The following is a 19044-nucleotide window of genomic DNA, read 5'->3' on the forward strand; positions in this document are numbered from 1 at the left end:
CATCATGACATTCAAGTCAGTATGATGTATATTCCGGGCTATCGGGAAGGGAGAAATCCCTAACAGGCCTGCCGTCGCTGACGCCAGCACGAGTCCGTGGAGCGCCTCGGTGGCGTGGATCTCTGATGACTCGCAGGGGAGCGACGGACCTTACTGGAGGGCAGAAATTGAACAGGAACTATCGAGCGGCAGCTCTTATCATCATCGCGGCACATCTGCTAGCCGCCTGTACACCGCACCCCACATCCGGACACGCGGACGTAAGGCCGGTGCGGACAGTGGTCGCCGGACGTACCGCCGGGTCGGTCGGCGCGACCTATTCAGGCGAGATTCGCGCGCGTTACGAAAGTCAACTTGGATTCCGCACAGCCGGCAAGATCGTCGCGCGCATGGTGGAAGTGGGCAGCCACGTCAAGCGCGGCCAGCCGTTGTTCCAGCTCGACCCCACCCAGGAGACGTTGCAGGTGGCTGCGGCGGGTGCGGAGGCTGATGCGGCAAGGGGCCGGGTAGCCCAGGCGCGGGTGGATGTTCGGCGTACCGAGCAATTGCTCGCGCAGAACTTTGCCTCGCAAGCCGAGCTGGACCAGCAGCGGCTGGCGCTCAACCAGGCGGAGGCACAACTGCGCTCTGCCCAGGCGCGCCAGCAGCTGAACGCCAACCTGCGCGGCTTTACCACGCTCGTGGCCGACCGCGATGGCGTGGTCAGTGCCATCAACGCGGAAGCCGGGCAGGTGGTCGCGGCCGGGCAGTCGATCGCTACCGTTGCGGCTGACGGCGAACGCGAGGTCTCGATCAGTATTCCGGAGTCGCGAGTCGACGAACTGCGTAAGGCGTCGATGCTGAAGATCACGGTCTGGGCGCATCCGGGCAAGTCCTGGACGGGCAAGCTCCGGGAGCTTGCGCCGGACGCGGACAGCGTCACGCGGACGTACTCGGCCCGCATTTCCATTCAGGACGCGGATTCGGATCTCCTGCGGCTAGGCATGACCGCGTCTGTCCTAGCACCCGACGTGGACGGCAACGGCGTTGTCCGCGTGCCGCTGACCGCCATTGTCGATCATGAACATGGCCGGCAGGTGTGGGTGGTTGACCCGAAGACGTCGCGGGTGATCGCGCGTGAAGTCAAGCTGGGCGCCGCGCAGAACGACAGCGTCATCGTGGTTGGGGGACTGGCGGGCGGAGAGACCGTTGTGAGTGCCGGCGTGCATATGCTGCAGCCTGGCCAGCAGGTGAAAGTGGCCGAGACGGTGTCTGTCGCCAGGGCGGGAGGTGTTAAGTGAAAGGCATCAACCTGTCCGAATGGGCGCTGAAGCACCAGCAGATGATCGGGTTCCTGCTGTTGCTGTTGTCCGTGGCCGGCGTACTGGCTTACAGCAGCCTGGGTCAGAAGGAGGACCCCGAGTTCACGATCAAGACCATGGTCGTGCAGGCGTACTGGCCGGGGAGCTCCGCGCAGCAGATGGCCGATCAGGTGACCGACAAGATCGAGCGCAAGCTGCAAGAGGTGGCGGAGATCGACTATACGTCCACCTACGTGAAGCCGGGCGAAACTCAGGTCAAGGTCAACCTGCGCGAGGACGTACCACCGGGCGCCGTGCCGGATGTGTGGTACCAGGTCCGGAAGAAGATGGAGGACATCCGGCATACCTTGCCACAAGGCACGCAGGGCCCATTCTTCAACGACGAGTTCGGAGACACGTTCGGCAACCTCTATGCCATCACAGGTGATGGCTTCGACTATGACGACCTGAGACGGATCGCGGACGCCGCGCGCAATGAGTTCCTTCGTGTCGGCGACGTCAACAAGGTCGACCTCGTAGGCAAGCAGGAACAGAAGATCTATGTGGAAGTCTCCACCGCCAAGCTCGCCTCGCTGGGGATCGACCCGGCGTTGATCGCGTCGACGCTCGCACAAACCAATGCCGTGACATCAGGCGGGACTGTGCAAACCACCGCGGAACAAGTGCGGCTGGCCGTCAGTGGCGAGTTTGACTCTGTCGAAGGGATTCGCGCCATCGGCATCCGTGCTGGCCAACGTACCTTCCGTCTTGGCGATATCGCAGACGTCCGTCGCGGCTTTGTGGAGCCTGCCACGTCGAGGATGCACTTCAACGGCCGCGAGGCGATTGGACTTGCGGTGAGCATGCGCAAGGGCGGTGACGTGATCCGCCTTGGAACAAAGCTGGAAGAAACGGTAAAACGCATCGAGTCCAACCTGCCGGTGGGCGTGCAGATCCATGCGGTCAGCGACCAGCCACGTATCGTCGAGCATTCTGTCTTCGAGTTCAAGAAGAGTCTGGCCGAGGCTGTGGTCATTGTGCTCGTCGTGAGTTTCCTGTCGCTAGGCTTGCGGACCGGACTGGTCGTTGCGCTCAGCATCCCGCTCGTTCTGGCCATGACATTCCTGGCGATGTACGTGATGGGCATCGACTTGCAGCGCATCTCGCTCGGTGCGCTGATCATTGCGCTCGGACTGTTGGTGGACGATGCCATTATTGCCGTCGAAATGATGTCGCTGAAGCTCGAGCAGGGCTGGGACAAGTTCCGCGCCGCCACATATGCGTACACGGCCACCGCCTTCCCGATGCTCACGGGCACGTTGATCACAGCTGCGGGCTTTCTTCCCGTCGGCTTTGCGAAGTCGGGCACGGGCGAATATGTGTACTCCCTGTTCCAGGTGGTGGGCATTTCGCTGGTGCTGTCATGGATCGTGGCCGTCCTCTTTACACCTTACATCGGCTTCAAGCTGTTGAAAGAGCATGCGCACGCGTCGCATGATGAGGAGGCGGTCTACCAGCGCGGCTTCTACGTCAAGTTCCGCCGCTTCATCAATTTCTGCCTGGAGCATCGAGTGTGGGTGATCGGCATCACGCTCGCTGCGTTCGTGGGCGCACTGGTGCTGTTCAAGGCAGTACCCCAGCAATTCTTTCCGGCATCCGACCGGGCCGAACTGATTGTTGACCTGTGGATGCCGAGGGCGTCGACCTTCGAGGCGAGCCAGCGCGAGGTACAGACGCTGGAAGGCCTGCTCAAGGGCGATCCGGACATCGCGGCGGTGACCAGCTTTGTTGGCAACGGTGCGCCACGGTTCTACCTGCCTCTCGATGCGCAGACGCCTAATCTGAACCTCGGCGAGATGCTGGTGATGACGAAGGGCGGTGAGGCACGAGAGCGGGCGAAGGAGAGGATCGAGAATCTGTTCGGCGAGAGATTCCCGAATGTGCGGGGCCGCGTCAATCGGCTGGAGAACGGTCCGCCTGTCGGATACCCGGTGCAGTTTCGCGTGTACGGGCAGGACAACGTCAAGGTTCGTGCGATCGGTCAGCAGGTGGCGGACATCATGCGTGAAGAGCCCCATGTGCGGCAGGTCAACCAGGACTGGGGCGAACGCATCAAGCGCGTGCAGGTCGATGTGGACCAGGATAAGGCGCGTGCACTGGGCATCAGTTCAGGCCAGATCAAGGAAGCCCTCGAGGCCTCGTTGTCGGGCACGCCAATCACGCAGTACCGTGAGGAGGACCAAGGAATCGACGTGGTCTCGCGCCTCGTCGCGGCGGAGCGCACGGACCTGAACAACCTGAAGGACGCCAAGATCTATGTGCGCGACGGCAAGTTTGTGCCGGTCTCGCAAGTGGCCCGGCTCACGCTTGACAGCGAGGACAGCGAGCTGTGGCGGCGTAACCGCGTGCCAACGTTGACCGTTCGCGCCGATATCGCAGGGGCGCAGGCACCTGACGTCACGCGTGCACTACAACCGAAGATCGACGCACTGGAAAAGGCGCTACCGCTCGGCTATGGCATCGAGATCGGCGGCGCTTACGAATCGAGTGCGAAGGCCCAGCATTCCGTTTTCGCGGTGATGCCTGTGACGATCATCGCGGTGCTCGTGCTGCTGATGATTCAACTGCAGGACATGAAGAAGATGGCGATGGTCCTGCTGACGGCACCGCTCGGGCTGATCGGTGTCAGCGCGATCATGGCCGCGTTCCGGATTCCATTCGGCTTTGTCGCCATGTTGGGCGTTATTGCCCTCGCGGGAATGATCATCCGCAACTCGGTGATCCTGGTCGTACAGATCGATCAGGACGTGGGCGCGGGCGTCGCACTGTGGACGGCCATCGTCGAGGCGGCGGTGCGGCGGCTGCGTCCGATCGTGCTGACTGCTTTGGCGGCAATTCTGGCGATGGTGCCGCTTACACACTCCGTGTTCTGGGGCCCCATGGCGTGGGCAATCATGGGAGGGCTCGCCGTTGCCACGGTGCTGACGCTCGTCTTCCTTCCCGCTCTGTATGCGACCTGGTACCGGGCCAAGCGCCCTGCGACCGTTTGATCGCAGATGTGACGTTAAGAGTAAATGCGATGAATAGAATGAGTATGGCCTTGCGGGCCGGGCAGGTGGCTTTGGGCTGCATGCTTTTCATGAACGCTGGAGCGTCGAGCGCTATCGATCTCGTGGGGGCCTATCAGCAGGCATTGGCGCATGATCCGACGAGCCTCGCCGCAAATGATGCGCTCACGGCGGGACGGGAGAAGGCTGTGCAAGGCGACGCCTTGCTGCGTCCCCGCGTAAGCCTCCAGGCGGCGCTGGACCGGATCAACAATCGGTCGTCCGCCAACCCGCCTGCCGAGCTCGCGCCGTTGGTCTCCGCTGATAGTTCGGGCACTGCTCGCCAGGCCGGGGTGATGCTCGTGCAGCCGCTGTACGACAGGAGCGCTGTGGCCACGAGACGGCAGTTGCACGAGCAATCCAACCTGGCGCAAACGCAATTCGACCAGTCTCGCCAGGACTTGGCTTTGCGGGTGGCCGAGGCATACTTCGGCGTGGTGTTGGGCGAGGAGACGCTCCGCGTGGTGCAGGCCGAGAAGGCGGCGTTGCGACAGCAACGCGACCGCGCGAAGGCACGCTTTGACATCGGCCAGGGCAAGATCACCGATCTTCATGAAGCCCAGGCGCGCCTGGATGGGGTGGAGAGTCGCGAGGTCACGGCACAATCTGCGCTCGAACAGCGACGCACGCGATTCCTGGAAACCGTCGGCATGCCGCCCGATCGGCTCAGCGGGTTGGCGCCTGGCTTCGCACCGCGGCCGCCGGAACCGGACAATCTCACGGCGTGGCAGGCAAAGGGTGAAGAACAGAGCTACCTCGTCAAGACCAGGCAGTCGGAGCACGACATTGCCGGCGCGGAAATCGATAAATACCGCCTCAGCAGTCGCCCGACCGTCGCGCTCGTGGCGCGTTATGGCGCACAAGGGCAAACCGGCAACCTGGCTCCCTGGATTGCTGGCAGCAACACCCGAACCGCGACGATCGGCTTGCAGCTCAACATTCCGTTGTACGCGGGCGGCGGATTGGATTCGCGCGAGCGGGAATCGGCCGCGAGGAAGAGTCAGGCGGAGCAGGAGATTGCCGCCGCCCGGCGAGACGTGCGTTTGAGGGTGCAGGACGGATTCCTCTCAGTGAAAACGGGCGTGTCGCGCGTTGCTGCACTCGAGCAGTCGTTGACTTCGGCGCGTAGCGCGCTCGCGGCAACGACGCTTGGCCGGGACGTTGGCACCCGTACGCAACCCGACGTACTGGATGCGCAGCAGCGCGTGTTCGCCGCTGAGCTTGACCTGGTTCAGGCACGCCTGGACTACCTCCTTGGCCGTCTGCGGCTTGCCGCCGCGGCGGGGGAACTGAGCGAGGAAACCTTGCGCTCGCTGAATGCCTGGCTCGCAGCCTGATCGCGAAATCCTATGCTAGGAGATCTGCAGCACTATTGGAGCGGCGCCTTTCTCGCCGCCAACGCGTTCATCGGGCTGAACATGGTGGGCGCGCTGCTGCTCGGCATGCTGGTAGGCTACGAGCGCTCGTACAATGGCCGCGCCGCCGGCATGCGCACCTACGGCCTCGTGTGCATGGCGTCCACGGCGCTGACGGTGTTCGTCGGCCACGCGCCGCTCTGGTACGGCGGCGCCACAGCGCACATCCAGGCAGACCCGACCCATACCATCCAGGGCGTGGTCACCGGCGTCGGCTTCCTCTGCGCCGGGGTCATCATGAAGGACGGCATGCGCATCCGCGGCCTCACGACCGCGGCATCCATCTGGGCTGCCTCGGCCATAGGCGTGTTGCTCGGCGTTGGTTTTTATGCCGCCGCGTTGCTGCTCGCCGTGCTATGCGTGAGCTCGATGTCTCTGTTGCACCGACTTGAATCCAGGCTTCCGGGGCGCACGACGCTGGATGTGTCTCTGACTTTCCAACCCGGTGAAGCGCCGGATCTCGATCTACTGATCGACAGGGCAAAGTCCCGCGGCTATCGCGTGCTGCACGACAGCCTGACTATCACGTTTGCCGACAACCAGGCCGTGTGGCGAATCAGCCTGGTCGCGCCGGACAAGGCGCGCGCACTATCGCCGGCAGGACTGGCGGCCGAGATGGCTGCAACCCAGGGTGTCTCCCGGTTCAGTATCGTGCCGGTGCGCAGTTGAGCAGGGTAGCGTCTTGGCCATCGCCGCCGCACCGCGCAGCGCATCTGACGCACGTTTTCCAGTCCGCGCTGGACGGCATCACGTCTCCATATGCGCATTAACTGTGAGACAAATCGTGCCGTTCGCCCACTAACTTTGAGAATCCTGCTCAGCTTGTTTGAAACTCGGCAAGCTAAGTCATTGATCCTTTGTACACCCGTTGCCTAATAGATTTGAGACGGAACAGTCACGTCTCACGGTTAGTGGGTTTTGTCTCACAGTTCCTGGGTCCAGTTCTGGCGAACCAGGAACCCGTGCGGTCCGAGCCGTGCGAAAAGGCGTACCATCAGGAGGTGATCGAGCGCTAGGTTCGTCCGTGCCTGAGCGTGTTACGCCTCCCCAGCCAAGTGGTCCTGCCATGATCCTGTATCACACTGACCCCGATTCCCCGGTCGTCGAGATTTCCGTCGAAGGCAAAATCACTGACCGCGATCTGCGCGAAGCCATCGAGCGCCTGCGAGGGGATCTCGAACTGAACGGCAAGACCCGCGTGCTCGAACGCATCGAGCATTTCACCGGCATCGAGCCAAAGGCACTGTGGACCGACCTGACGCTCGGCGTTTCCGTGGCCCGCAAAATCACGCGCGCCGCCGTGGTGGCCGACGCGGGATGGATCCACGCCTCGATGCATCTGGCGCGGTTCTTCACGAAGGCCGAAGTCAAGGTGTTCCACGTCAACGAGCTGGATCAGGCGCGCGCCTGGATCAACGCCTGAGCGCCGCCCGGCGAATCTCGTATCGTCCCAGGCTATCGCCGAGTTGGGGCCAGCCCGCATTGCGAGCTAGGTCACGGATCGATCGGTAGGGGACATGGACCCCGCCAAGCGGCCCGGCACTGAAATGCCCGTGTCAGGTGTTGTCCTCATCCCGCAAGCGCTCCGGATCCATCACGCGAATGCTCCGGAATGCGATCTCGATCAGCCCGCGCTTCTCCAATTGCTTCAGGAGCTTATTCAATGTCTGGCGGGACACACCAATCATCGCGGCAAGATTGACCTGCGAAACCTTCAAGGTGACGGGACCGCCTTGAGGCACCAGCGGGCGCTGCAACAGCAGGAGTTCCGCCAGCCTCGCGCGTACGCGAGCCTCCGGGGCCATCAGTTTTGTATCTGAGATATAGCGAAGGACGCCGGCATGCCGCTGCGCGATGAGCAGCGCGAAGTAGCGGTAGGCCGTTGGTCCTTCCTTGACGCTCCGCGCGAACTGCGCCCGCGAAAGGACAAGTAGTCTTGCGTCCGTGTCGGCAGTATGACGGCGCCGGCGTGCCAGTCGAATCGGTGGCCGACTATCTGATCAAACCGGCGCCTGGCGCCATCAATCCTTTCTTGCCGGGGGCTGAGCGCGATGCCAGCGCCCGGACATACTCGCTGGCGGTTGCTGATGGCGTACCGCCGGCCGACCAGCCGGTCGGCATGAATCAGGTTGGCCAGCAGCGTGCGACATTGCATGCTCCCAAGTACGGAGCCGCATCTATGCGCGTGACAAGGGGACAGACGAGACCGGCGGCGCCGGGCTGCCAGTCCCAGTGCTGACGTTGGCAGACGGCAAGGTGTTGAAAGGCGATGCGGCTTGCCCAGCCTTGCGGAAAAAGCAGCCGCTACATGTCGACGTCCGCATTTGAAATTTCGCATGCCTTGCATGCCTGCCAAGCCCTGATCCGAGGCGCTGCGGACGCGCCCCCAATGCAGCGGCCGTAACGCGCCTCGATCAAGGCGCTGATCAAGATGCCAGGCGATGCGAAGTTGAGCTTCGGCATGGCGAGGGGAGCGGGCGGTTTCATGGCGCTAGGGTAAACCCATGGTTGTGAATATGTTTGAACATATTATAGTTGGATATGTTCGAACATATTTGAGCGTGTTCGCGAAACCAGCAATTACCTCAGAGGCCGATATGTCCACTTTTTCCGTCCCCATGGCTAGCACCGTTGTTGATTCGATTCTGTTCCGCGATGCCTTCGGCACCGCCAAGATGCGCGAGATTTTCTCCGACCGGGCGCTGATCCAGCGTTACATTGACGCCGAGATCGCCTTGGCGAAGGCCGAAGCGCGCGTCGGCGTGATCCCGGCCGAGGCGGCGGAAGTGATTGCGCGCGAGTCGCGCATCGAGCGTATCGACTTTGACCATATGCGTGAGGAGACGGACATCGTCGGGTACCCGATCCTGCCGCTGGTGCATCAGCTTGTGGGCATGTGCGGCGATGCCGGCCGCTACGTGCACTGGGGAGCGACCACGCAGGACATCATGGACACCGCGGTGGCACTGCAGGTGCGCGACGCGCTCGACAGCATCGACACCGATGTCCGCGAACTGCGCGGCATCCTGGCCGGCCTGGCGGTCAAGCATCGCGATACGCCCATGGCCGGCCGCACCCACCTGCAGCAGGCGCTGCCGGTCACTTTTGGCTACAAGGTAGCGATCTGGCTCGCCATGTTCGACCGCCACCAGCAGCGTCTGGCGGAATTGCGGCCACGGGTGGCCGTGGTGGAGTTTGCCGGTGCGGCGGGCACGCTGGCCTCGCTGGGCGACAAGGGCTTCGCGGTGCAGCAGGCGATGGCCGAGGAACTTGGGCTGGGCGTGCCGGCAACCACCTGGCATGTGGCACGGGACGGCTTCGCCGAGGCGGTGAACCTGCTCGCACTGATCACAGGTTCCCTTGGCAAGATCGCACTCGACATCATGATCATGGCGTCGACCGAGTTCGCCGAGGTCTACGAGCCCTTCGTCAAGGGTCGTGGCGCCTCCAGCACCATGCCGCAAAAGCGCAACCCGATCTCCAGCGAACTGATGCTGGCCGCCTCGAAGGCAGTGCGCCAGCACGCCGGCCTGATGGTCGATGCCATGGTGCAAGACTTCGAGCGCGCGACCGGCCCATGGCATGCGGAGTGGATTGCGATTCCCGAGAGCTTCATCTTCACTGCGGGTGCCCTTCACCAGGCGAAGTTCGCGCTTGGCGGCCTCATCGTCGATACCGAACGCATGAAGCACAACCTCGGCATCACCCGTGGCCTGATCGTGGCCGAAGCGGTGATGATGGGCATGGCCCCCTTCACCGGCCGCCAGCAGGCGCACGACATCGTCTACGACGCCTGCCGCACCGTAAACGAGAAGGGCGGCACGCTGGCCGAGGCGCTGATGGCACTGCCTGAGGTCACGCAACACTTCGATCGTGCGGCGATCGAGCGTTTGACGGATCCGGCCAACTATCTCGGCCTGGCGCCGCAGATGGTGGACCGCGCCATCGCGCTGTCGAACGGTGTGTAAGAAACAGCATCAAACAGCATCGAGGAGACAGATATGGAAAACCATTCATCCAGCGCAGATGCGCTGATCTCGCCCCCGAGAAAACTACCCTGGTATCGCAAGCTGGGTATGCAAGTGCTGGTGTCCCTGGTGCTTGGCATCGCGGTGGGCTTCATCTTCCCGAAGTTCGCCTCGCAGCTCAAGCTGCTCGGCGACATGTTCCTCTCGCTGATCAAGGCGGGCGTGGCGCCGCTTGTGTTCCTCACCATTGTCCACGGCATTGCATCCGCCGGCGATGTGAAGAGTGCTGGCCGCGTTGGCTGGCGCTCCATCCTCTACTTCGAAGTGCTTTCGACGATTGCCCTGGTCGTGGGCATGCTGGCGGGTAACCTCTTGCAGATCGGCAAGGGCATGACCACCGTAGCCACCGGCGCCGCCCCGCCGGTGGTGGCCAAGGCCGGGCAGCACGGCTTCCTGGCGTTCATGGCCCACATCGTGCCAGACAATTTTGTCGGGGCGTTTGCCAAGGGCGAACTGCTGCAGGTGGTGGTGCTTGCGGTGATGGTCGGCATCGGCATCCTCGCCATTCCGGAAGGCCGGCGCGAGAAGATCAACGAGGGGCTCGACCAGATCTCCGAGGTACTGTTCTCCTTCATCAACCTGGTGATGAAACTGGCGCCGATCGGCACGTTCGGCGCAGTAGCCTATTCGGTCGGCAGCAACGGCACCGCGGTGCTGATCGCGTTGGCCCAACTGGTGTTCAGCTTCTACGCGGTGGTGGCGGTGTTTATCGTGGTGGTGCTGGGCCTGGTGGCACGGCTGGCAGGCTTCAGTCTCTGGCGTTTCCTGCGCTACATCAAAGACGAGATCCTTATCGTGCTCGGCACCGCATCGTCGGAGAGTGCACTGCCCCGCCTGCTGATCAAGCTGGAGCGGTTGGGTTGCGCCAAGCAGACCGTGGGCCTGGTGCTGCCAACCGGCTACGCATTCAACCTCGATGGCACCTCGCTCTTCATGGCCATGGGCGTGATGTTCATCGCGCATGCCTACGGCGTGCCGCTGTCGCTGGATCAGCAGATTGGCATCCTGTTGCTGATGCTCCTGACTTCCAAGGGCACGGCGACCGTCTCCGGCGGCTCCTTCGTGGTCTTCGCTGCAACGGTGACTTCGACCGGGATGCTGCCGGTCGAGGGACTAGCCGTTATCTTCGGCGTCTACCGCTTCCTGTCGATGGCGATCTCCACCTGCAATACGATCGGCAACAGCGTCGCGACCGTGGTCATTGCCAAGTGGTCCGGCACCTTTGACCACGAGATTGCGCAGCGGCATCTGTATCCCGAGCGCTTTCCCGAAACGGCCAACGCCGATGCTGCGCTCGACGATGGCAACCTTCTGCCTGAGGACTCCAAGGAAGGCAATCCACACACTGCCGGTATCCCGCTCTCGAAATCCGGAGCGTGATCGGACCATCCCGCCATGGCAGCGAAGGTGCCGATTAGAGAGCATTGGTTCCAGTGGCGCCTTGCTGCCCGTCCTTGCTAGCGGCGGGACGTTCCGCACGAATGCCAAACCAGCACGTCACGGCTCCCACCAGCAGCAATGCGGCCGCGAGGCAGAGCGAGAGATGCATGCCGCGCATGAAGGCCTGCGGGGCAGTGTCGTGCACCAGGTAACCGAACCCCGCCACGCCTAGCATACCGCCCACCTGCCGCGCCGAGTTGAGGACGCCGGAGGCGATGCCCGCGCGGGAGCCATCCACGGCTGACAGCGTGACATTGGTCATGGTCGGCACCATCAGCGCGATGCCGCTGGCGGCCAGCAGCATCGGCGGGGCAAGCAGCCAGTAGGGGCCGTCGATGCGCACCGGCAACAGCATCAGGTAACCCAGGGCGGCCAGGAGCAATCCCAGCACCATCAGGTATCTCGCGCCCATCCGCGTGATCAGGCGGCCGGCGAGCACGTTGACTGCCATCAGCACCACCGTCATCGGGAGGAACGCCAGCCCGGTCTGCTGTGGCGATAGTCCCTGCTGAAGCTGGAAGAACAGGCTGAAGACAAAGATCTGGCCATAGTAGGCAAAATTCACGATCACACCGGCGAGCGACGCCACCCTGAACGCCGGGATGCGCAATAGCGCCAGCGGCAGCATCGGCGCAGCACTGCGTGATTCGATGCGGACGAAGGCGGCCGCCGACGCCAAGGCTAGCCACAGCCCCGCCTGTACCCAGGCGTGTCCCCAGCCGAGACGGCCGGCTTCGGTGACCGATGCGGTGAGTGCGGCCAGCGCCAGTATGGCCGCGCCTTGCCCGGGCCAATCCAGGCCGCGGTGATGTCCGCCGCCATCGGCGGCGACATGGCGCAACGTCAGATACAGGCCAATCAGGCCCAGCGGCAGGTTGATCAGGAAGATGGAGCGCCAGCCGAAGTGGGTCACCAGCAGGCCACCCAGTACCGGCCCGGCCGCCAGCGAGATGCCGCCGATCGCACCCCACCAGCCGACTGCGCGGCTGCGTTGTTCGCGTTCGGGAAAGGCCCGCTGGAGCATCGACAGCGAGTTCGGCACCAGCAGCGCCGCACCAATGCCCTGGCCCAGCCGGGCCACCACCAGCATCGCCAGGCTGCCCGCCGCGCCGCACGCCACCGACGTCAGCGTGAACAGCGCGAGCCCCATCAGGAACACCCGTCTGGCGCCCAAGCGATCTCCGAGCGCTCCGCTGGTCAGTAGCAACGCCGCGAACACCAGCGTGTAGGCGTTGATCACCCATTGCAGCCCCGCCACATCGGTGGCGAATCCTTGCCGCAAGGTATCCAGGGCGACATTGACGACGCTGACGTCCAGCAGGACGACGACAAGGCCGAGCGCAGCGGCCAGCAGGGTGGCCCGTTGCGCATTGGTGGTGGTAGGCATGGCATGGATTCCAACGATAGGATCTCCGCATGCTAGGCTGCAGACATATCTGCGTAAATTCCCTAAAATCTCCACCGAACCTGGAGAAAACGCACAGATGCTCGATTGGGAAAATCTTCGCCACTTCCTGGCAGTCGCTCGCACCGGCACGTTGTCCGGCGCAGCGCGCGATTTGCAGGTGGATCACGCCACGGTAAGCCGCCGGCTGGCCGCGCTCGAAGCCGGGCTGCAAGCGCTTCTGGTTGAACGCCTGCCGCGCTCGTGCCGCCTGACGCCGCTCGGGGTGTCGGTCTTCGAGCAAGCCAGGACGATGGAAGCCGCCGCGTTCGCTATCGAGCGGCAGACGCGTGCCAGCCACGAGCCCGTGAGCGGCAAGGTGTCGCTCAGTGCGCCACCGGTGCTGACCACACATCTGCTGGCCGGCCGCCTGGCGGATTTCCGCGCGGCTTATCCGGGTATCCAACTCTGCGTGTCGGCGCAGGCCCGCGCGGTGTCGCTGACGCGCCGTGAGGCAGACGTAGCGCTACGGCTGGTGCGGCCCAGCGAGTCGAGCAGTGTGGTGCGCAAGCTGGGGCAGATGCCATTCGCCTTGTACGCAAGCCTCGACTATCCGGCATTGCGGAGTCCCCGCGACTGGACCTTTATTGCCTACGATGCGCAGTTCGCCGACATGCCGCAGCAGCGCTGGCTGCTGGAGCTGGCGGGGCCACGGCCCGTGGGCTGCGAACTCAGCGATATCAGCAGCCATCTCGCCGCTGCCCGCGCAGGGGCGGGCGTGGCTGGCCTGCCTTGTTTCCTGGGGGATGCCGATGCGGGCCTGGTACGGCTGGAACACGAGGGCGCCGCATTCTCGCGCGACATCTGGCTGGTGGTGCACAGGGACTTGCGGCGCTCGGCCCCTGTGCGCGCGGTGATGGACTTTCTTAGCGAAGTAGTGGCCGGGCACGGCGCATTTGGATCCGCTTCGGAATAGGCACATGGGCTCTCAAGCGGCTGCTTGGGGCCGGCTAACGCGGCCGGGCCCGCCAGTATCGGCCGGTCGACACGGACGCCTGGATCGTCGACAATCGACGTGTGGATGGCAGGCAATTCTCTTCGTGGAGTGAACTGCAGACCATAGGATGCAAATCTCGCGTGCGGTGGGAAAAATATAAATGACTCTGATTGACGATTTTCTGCCTCAATATGATTTCCGCGAGCGACACGCTGCGCTCGTACACGCGCCAGCGAACATTATTCTGGATTGCGTTGCTCGCCAACGTGCGCAAGATGATCCGCTGGTACGACTGGCCATTGGCCTGCGCGAACTGCCGTCGCGATGGATGAACCGGTCGAGCAGACGCCCACTTGATCTCGACGATTTCACATTTCTTGGTCGCGAAGGGGATTCCGGGCTGGCGTTTGGGCTGACCGGAGCTTTCTGGCGGCCAGATTACGGTTTGCTGGACATTGGGTCCCCCGAAGCCTTCAAGGCGAGCGTCAGAATGGACGTCTGCCAGCTCGTCATGGGCTTCAACGTAGATGCCGATGCGTCAGGCGCATCCGTGCTGAGCACGGAGACCCGGGTGTTTTGTCCAACCGCGGCGGTTCGTCGCCGATTTGCTCCCTACTGGTACATCATCCGTCCTGTCAGTGGGCTAATCCGGCGGCGTATGCTTGCCAGGGTTCGGCGACAGGCCGAAAGTCTTGCCAAAGAACGATGAGAGCCGTCTGCGGAAGGCAGTGAAGGGCCGGTTCAATCCGCAGTCGACTACGGAAGTTCGGATCTAAGTCGGGGCGATCGACGCTGGCCGGCGACGAGCTTCCGGGTTCGGCCACCTAGGGACATTGACGCCCGCTTTCACGCTGACGTTCGAACGTCAGCTCTGTCCCGGACAACGGCCCCTCGTGCGCGGACGACGTCAGTCGCGTCGTCGGCCAACGTGGTCGGTCTGCTTCCCCGAAAGCGGCCGACCGCTAGTGTTGGCCGGATGAGGGTCAAAACTCCATCAGGTCCTTGGCAACGACCACTTGTCCGGAGAAGAATTTCTTAACCTCGGTCACATAGCGCAGGTAATCGTCATGCTCGTTGACCGTCGGCAACAGGTGACTTAATACCACCGTCTTGACATGAGCGCGTGCCGCCATTCTCCCGACCTCATCCGGCGTCAGATGTTCCTCAACTTCATGCCGCATGAATGCGGTTTGTTGTTCCGCTGTCATTCCTTGCCAAGTACCGTTCTTGACCAACACCTGCTTCACGTCTTCGCTGGAGCCGACCTCCGACACGAGGATATCGGCATTCCTTGCTAGCTCAGTCACCGCGTCGCTGGGACCGGTGTCGCCAGTGAAGACAACTACGCGGTCGGGTGTCTGGAAGCGATAGGAATAGGATTTGTACTTCCCATAGTATGGGCTGCCCTCCGGGATATGGAAGTGCGTGTTCTCGACAGCAGTTACCTGGATGTTTTTATCCTGGTAAATCAGCCCAGGCACAACATCATGGCCGACGAAGACATCGGCAAGCGGTGTGCGCCTGCCTTCGGCCCAGCGGATTTCCGCATTCACCGTAAAACACTGAATGGCGCCTTTTACCAGCGCCGCGGTCCCGGGCGGACCGTAGACGGCGATTGGATCGTGGCGCTGAAAATCCCACGCAACTGACATGAGTGTGCCCAACCCCGCAGTGTGGTCATCGTGGCCGTGCGTGATGAATACCTTCCCAATCTGGCGGAAATTGGCCCCTGCCTGCGTCAACCGGCGCAGCACGCCATCGCCAGCGTCTACAAGATAATACGTCCCGTCGACGATCAGCAGATTCGATGATTGCGCCCGGTCTTTGGCGGGAATTGGCCCTCCGCGCGTACCGAGCGTGATGAGGTGCGTGCCGGTTCGCGTTTGCGTTACCTCACCGTTCGCCTGCCCTAGAGGAAGGGCACCAAAGGCAACGATGCTAGCGAGCAACAACCGATAGATTCGCATTTTTCATCTCTCCCAAAGGCCATTCGTCAGCGTCAAATCGACTGACGAAAAGAACGCAACATCTAGCATGCCACCAGTTGGAGCAGGTTGCATAGCAGGCGCCAACCATTGACATGGCACAGCGACGCGAAGTGAAGCTGTGAAGAGCGTTTCATTTCTGAAACAGACCTGCCGCAGGGAAGACCACTGGCGCCGGGGCGGCAGCGTTGAAGACGTGGATCGTTGAGACAGTACTTCCCGAAAGGCACCGATCTCTCGGGCTACTCGCAAGCCAAGCTCAACGCCATAGCCAGAAGACTCAACGAACGCCCACGCAAAACACTAAACTTCGATACACCGGCTGAGCGATTCCATCAAGCTGTTGCGTTGACCGGTTGAATCCGCAGTCGACTACTGCCGTCCGCCTGCACGGCCGAGCCCGGCCACTATTGGACTCTCAGGCCAGACGATCGATTCTGCCTGCTCTCGCTCATCCACCACAATGCGAAGGTGCGCGCGAACGAAAAGAACCGCGCGCCAGCGCTGTTGGTGCTGCGCGTCAAATTGCTAACCGCGGCATTCTAAAAATGCATCATTATTCAAATGACGAAAACGCATAATTTCTGAGGTTTTATGACCACCTCCTTGGTTGAGATCCGACTACTTACCGCCGCTGACGCAGCAATCTTCAAGGCAATCCGTCTACACGCTATTGAAAACGCTCCCACGGCAATCTGGCCAACCCGCGTCGAAGAAGAGGCGCGCTCTGTCAGTGCAGTCGCAGAGCGAATTCAATCGACGCCTACGCAGGCTGTTTTTGGTGCGTTCGCTCGTGACACCCTGGTTGGCATCGCTGGCGCACATTGTGGTGGCCTCAGGCTCCTTGGGCTTCGCTCAAGGTCGGGTAATCGGTGTAGCCCTGCGCCGTGCCGCCGAAGAAAGCACTGTGTTGAACCTCGTTCATCGGCGCATTGGTCTTCAGCCGGGTGACGAAATCCGGGTTCGCAAGAACCATCTGGCCGTAGGCTTCCAGGTCGGCCAGCCCCGATGCCACGTCGGCCCCGATCTGGTCACGCGGGCGACTCGGCCGGTTCAGGATCAGCGTGCGCTTCCAGAGCTTGCGGATGTCGGCCAGCAGCGGCTCGTTGCCCTGGTGCAGGATGTGCAGGTAGGCCAGGCCCAGCTTGTCGAGTTCGGCGACCAGGTAGCGGTACAGATCCGGCCCTTCGGCGCCTTCGTCGATACCCCAAAGCGTCGTGCCGGGCGACAGGCGAATCGCGGTCCTGTCCGCGCCGATTTCCTCGGCAATCGCGGCGGCGACTTCAAGGGCGAAGCGGGCGCGGTTCTTGATCGAACCGCCGTACTCGTCGGTGCGCGTGTTCGCGCTCGGTGCGAGGAACTGCTGGATCAGGTAGGCGTTTGCAGCGTGGATCTCGACGCCATCGGCGCCGGCTTCGACCGCGCGGCCCGCCGCGTGGCGGAAATCCTGAGCGGTCTGGTGCACTTGCTCGGTGGCCAGCGCACGCGGCACGGGGATGTCCTGCATGCCCTTGGCAGTGAACATCTGCGTGCCCGGCGCAATGGCCGACGGTGCGACGCCCTGGCGATGATGCGGCGTGTTGTCCGGGTGCGACATGCGCCCGGCGTGCATGAGCTGGATGAAGAGGTGGCCACCCTTGGCATGCACGGCGTCAGTGGTCTTCTTCCAGCCGGCGACGTGTGCATTGGTGTAGATGCCTGGCGTGGTCAGGTAGCCCTGTCCATCGTCCGAGGGTTGGGTGCCTTCGGCGACGATCAGGCCGGCGCTGGCGCGCTGGGCGTAATACTCGGCGGCCAGCTCTCCCGGCGTGCCGTCGAATTGGGCACGGCTGCGGGTCATTGGTGCCATGACCAGGCGGTTTTGCAGGGTGTGGCGGCCGACGCGGACGGGATCGAACAGTTTGCTCATGATGGAATCCTCAGAAAGTGGTGGATGGAGGAATCATCGCCTGCTTCTCATGCGGGATAAATATGGTAATTTGGAGAACATTGATCCACTGATGGAGCAACGAGCATGGAGCTGTTGAACGACATGGCCTTGTTCGTGGAGGTCGTCAAAGCCAAGGGCTTTCGAAGTGCCGCGGAGGTGATGGGCGTGCCGAACTCGACACTATCGCGGCGGATCAGCGCATTGGAGAAAGCGATCGGGCTGCGCCTGCTGCATCGCACGACACGCAAGATCGAATTGACCGAGGCCGGCCAGATTTACTTCGAGCGATGCAAACGCATCGTCGATGAAGCCCGGCTGGCACACGAGCAGCTCGGCGACATGCTTGCCCAGCCCAGCGGTGTGCTGCGTGCATCGTTGCCGGTGGATTTCGCAGTCACCTACCTGGCGCCCTTGATCGCCGAGTTTGCTGGCCTCTATCCCGGCATCACCTTCGATTTCGACCTGACTCCGCGACGGGTCGATCTGGTCAGCGAACCCTTCGATGTGGCTATCCGCATGGGGGAGTCCGAAAACTCGCAGCTGATCGCACGCGCGTTGGCCGCGCTTACGCCTAACCTCTACGCCTCGCCCGGCTACCTTGGACGATCGGGCGAGCCAAACAAGCCCGCCGACCTGGATCGGCACGAGTGCTTGAGCATCCTGAAGGCGGGTTCGTGGACGTTGCGCGACGGGAGGCGAAGCGCCACGGTGCCGGTGGGTGGGCGGTTCACGCTCAACAGCGTTGGCATGAGCCGCCGCCTGGCAACGCTCGATATGGGCATCGTCCTGATGCCGGAGGAAGTCGTCGCTGATGAACTGGCCAGCGGAAAGCTGCGTCGCATCATGCCGGAATGGCACGGCACGCCGATGCTCGTTTATGCCATCACCGAAACCCGTCTGTTGCCGGCGAAGACGCAGCGCTTCATCGAGTTCCTTCGCGAGCGTTTAGGGCGGTAGCTTGGCCGCTGGATCGGACGGCCACAACCAGATTCGGCCGTTCAAGGGAGGCTACAATGGTGACGCGCCGGCCCGGCCCCTGCTGAATTGAGCTTGCGCCCGAACTAAACTGCCGCGCACCGCGTCCCGGCTACTGCAAACGAGCAAAGAAAATGGATGCAGCTACATTCGTGGGAAACTGGGTAGACCTCAAAAACGACCTCCTTTCCGTCTTGATGGGCGAACAAGGCGAAAGTGTCATCGCTACGCAGATTCGGAATATGGCGCTGACGGTGGACCAGACTGAGCAGCTTCGTAATGTGCTCGATGGCGTTTTGCGAGACGCCATGTACAGCCTGCTTCTTGGACTCGATGGCGCGTCTAGCATAGGGCGCGATCAGCAAGCTTTCCAGATTCTGGATGAGCGAGGAATGGCTGTTTCCTCCTGTGGCGAGCTTGAGGCGGAGGCGTGGAAGCGATTTCGCGCCGTGCCATAGCGTTGCTAGCCGATCAGTTTCACTGCCTTGGCTTTTTGGCGCCGA

Annotated in this window: 15 protein-coding genes and 1 pseudogene; 12 read left to right on the top strand and 4 right to left on the bottom strand. The window is 62.5% G+C overall.

Annotated features, from left to right (window positions below):
- Window positions 1-269: 269 nt before the first annotated feature.
- From AC07XB_RS33520 to AC07XB_RS33540, 5 genes are all read left to right on the top strand, one after another.
- Entirely contained in the window at window positions 270-1280 is a 1011-nt protein-coding gene (locus tag AC07XB_RS33520) for an efflux RND transporter periplasmic adaptor subunit (protein ID WP_492831775.1), read from the top strand.
- On the top strand, window positions 1277-4330 hold the full coding sequence (locus tag AC07XB_RS33525) for an efflux RND transporter permease subunit (RefSeq protein ID WP_492831773.1): 3054 nt from the start codon (window positions 1277-1279) through the stop codon (window positions 4328-4330). Before AC07XB_RS33520 ends, AC07XB_RS33525 begins: the two co-directional genes overlap by 4 nt.
- A gap of 38 nt (window positions 4331-4368) precedes the next feature.
- On the top strand, window positions 4369-5724 hold the full coding sequence (locus AC07XB_RS33530; RefSeq protein WP_492374904.1) for a TolC family outer membrane protein: 1356 nt from the start codon (window positions 4369-4371) through the stop codon (window positions 5722-5724).
- A gap of 12 nt (window positions 5725-5736) precedes the next feature.
- The gene (locus tag AC07XB_RS33535) at window positions 5737-6471 is read left to right on the top strand and encodes an MgtC/SapB family protein (RefSeq protein WP_492374905.1); all 735 of its coding nucleotides are present in this window, start codon (window positions 5737-5739) and stop codon (window positions 6469-6471) included.
- 397 nt (window positions 6472-6868) lie between these two features.
- Window positions 6869-7225 carry a SpoIIAA family protein gene (locus tag AC07XB_RS33540; protein ID WP_492374906.1) on the top strand — a complete coding sequence of 119 codons (357 nt, stop codon included), beginning with the start codon at window positions 6869-6871 and terminating at the stop codon, window positions 7223-7225.
- A gap of 133 nt (window positions 7226-7358) precedes the next feature.
- Here AC07XB_RS33540 and AC07XB_RS33545 read toward each other — a convergent pair whose 3' ends face one another.
- Window positions 7359-7607: a Crp/Fnr family transcriptional regulator gene (locus AC07XB_RS33545; RefSeq protein ID WP_492374907.1), complete on the bottom strand. Its 249-nt coding sequence runs from the start codon at window positions 7605-7607 to the stop codon at window positions 7359-7361.
- A gap of 792 nt (window positions 7608-8399) precedes the next feature.
- Here AC07XB_RS33545 and AC07XB_RS33550 point away from each other — a divergent pair.
- Window positions 8400-9770, top strand: a complete 1371-nt coding sequence (locus AC07XB_RS33550) for a class-II fumarase/aspartase family protein (RefSeq protein ID WP_492831771.1) — start codon at window positions 8400-8402, stop codon at window positions 9768-9770.
- Window positions 9771-9803: 33 nt separating this feature from the next.
- Window positions 9804-11210 carry a cation:dicarboxylate symporter family transporter gene (locus tag AC07XB_RS33555; protein ID WP_492831769.1) on the top strand — a complete coding sequence of 469 codons (1407 nt, stop codon included), beginning with the start codon at window positions 9804-9806 and terminating at the stop codon, window positions 11208-11210.
- Window positions 11211-11244: 34 nt separating this feature from the next.
- Here the strand turns inward: AC07XB_RS33555 and AC07XB_RS33560 are convergent, their stop codons facing one another.
- Window positions 11245-12657 (bottom strand): MFS transporter, encoded by a 1413-nt coding sequence (locus tag AC07XB_RS33560; protein WP_492831767.1) that lies wholly within the window; start codon window positions 12655-12657, stop codon window positions 11245-11247.
- A 97-nt stretch (window positions 12658-12754) separates the two neighbouring features.
- Here AC07XB_RS33560 and AC07XB_RS33565 point away from each other — a divergent pair, with 97 nt between their 5' ends.
- The gene (locus AC07XB_RS33565; protein WP_492814348.1) at window positions 12755-13630 is read left to right on the top strand and encodes a LysR family transcriptional regulator; all 876 of its coding nucleotides are present in this window, start codon (window positions 12755-12757) and stop codon (window positions 13628-13630) included.
- A gap of 181 nt (window positions 13631-13811) precedes the next feature.
- A complete protein-coding gene (locus AC07XB_RS33570) occupies window positions 13812-14360 on the top strand; it encodes a hypothetical protein (protein ID WP_492831765.1) in 549 nt (182 codons plus the stop codon).
- Between the two features lie 274 nt (window positions 14361-14634).
- Here the strand turns inward: AC07XB_RS33570 and AC07XB_RS33575 are convergent, their stop codons facing one another.
- Window positions 14635-15618, bottom strand: a complete 984-nt coding sequence (locus AC07XB_RS33575; RefSeq protein WP_492831763.1) for an MBL fold metallo-hydrolase — start codon at window positions 15616-15618, stop codon at window positions 14635-14637.
- A 216-nt stretch (window positions 15619-15834) separates the two neighbouring features.
- Here AC07XB_RS33575 and AC07XB_RS33580 point away from each other — a divergent pair.
- Window positions 15835-15996: pseudogene (locus AC07XB_RS33580) on the top strand (IS30 family transposase); the annotation flags it as partial.
- A gap of 475 nt (window positions 15997-16471) precedes the next feature.
- On the opposite strand, the gene AC07XB_RS33585 reads toward AC07XB_RS33580, so the two are convergent.
- Window positions 16472-17545 (bottom strand): alkene reductase, encoded by a 1074-nt coding sequence (locus AC07XB_RS33585; protein WP_492831761.1) that lies wholly within the window; start codon window positions 17543-17545, stop codon window positions 16472-16474.
- Between the two features lie 105 nt (window positions 17546-17650).
- Here AC07XB_RS33585 and AC07XB_RS33590 point away from each other — a divergent pair, with 105 nt between their 5' ends.
- Window positions 17651-18523, top strand: coding sequence for a LysR family transcriptional regulator (locus tag AC07XB_RS33590; protein WP_492831759.1), 873 nt, complete (start codon window positions 17651-17653; stop codon window positions 18521-18523).
- A gap of 152 nt (window positions 18524-18675) precedes the next feature.
- Window positions 18676-18999 carry a hypothetical protein gene (locus tag AC07XB_RS33595; protein ID WP_492374921.1) on the top strand — a complete coding sequence of 108 codons (324 nt, stop codon included), beginning with the start codon at window positions 18676-18678 and terminating at the stop codon, window positions 18997-18999.
- Window positions 19000-19044: the final 45 nt, after the last annotated feature.

This window comes from Cupriavidus sp. GW821-FHT02F09 (assembly GCF_059421605.1).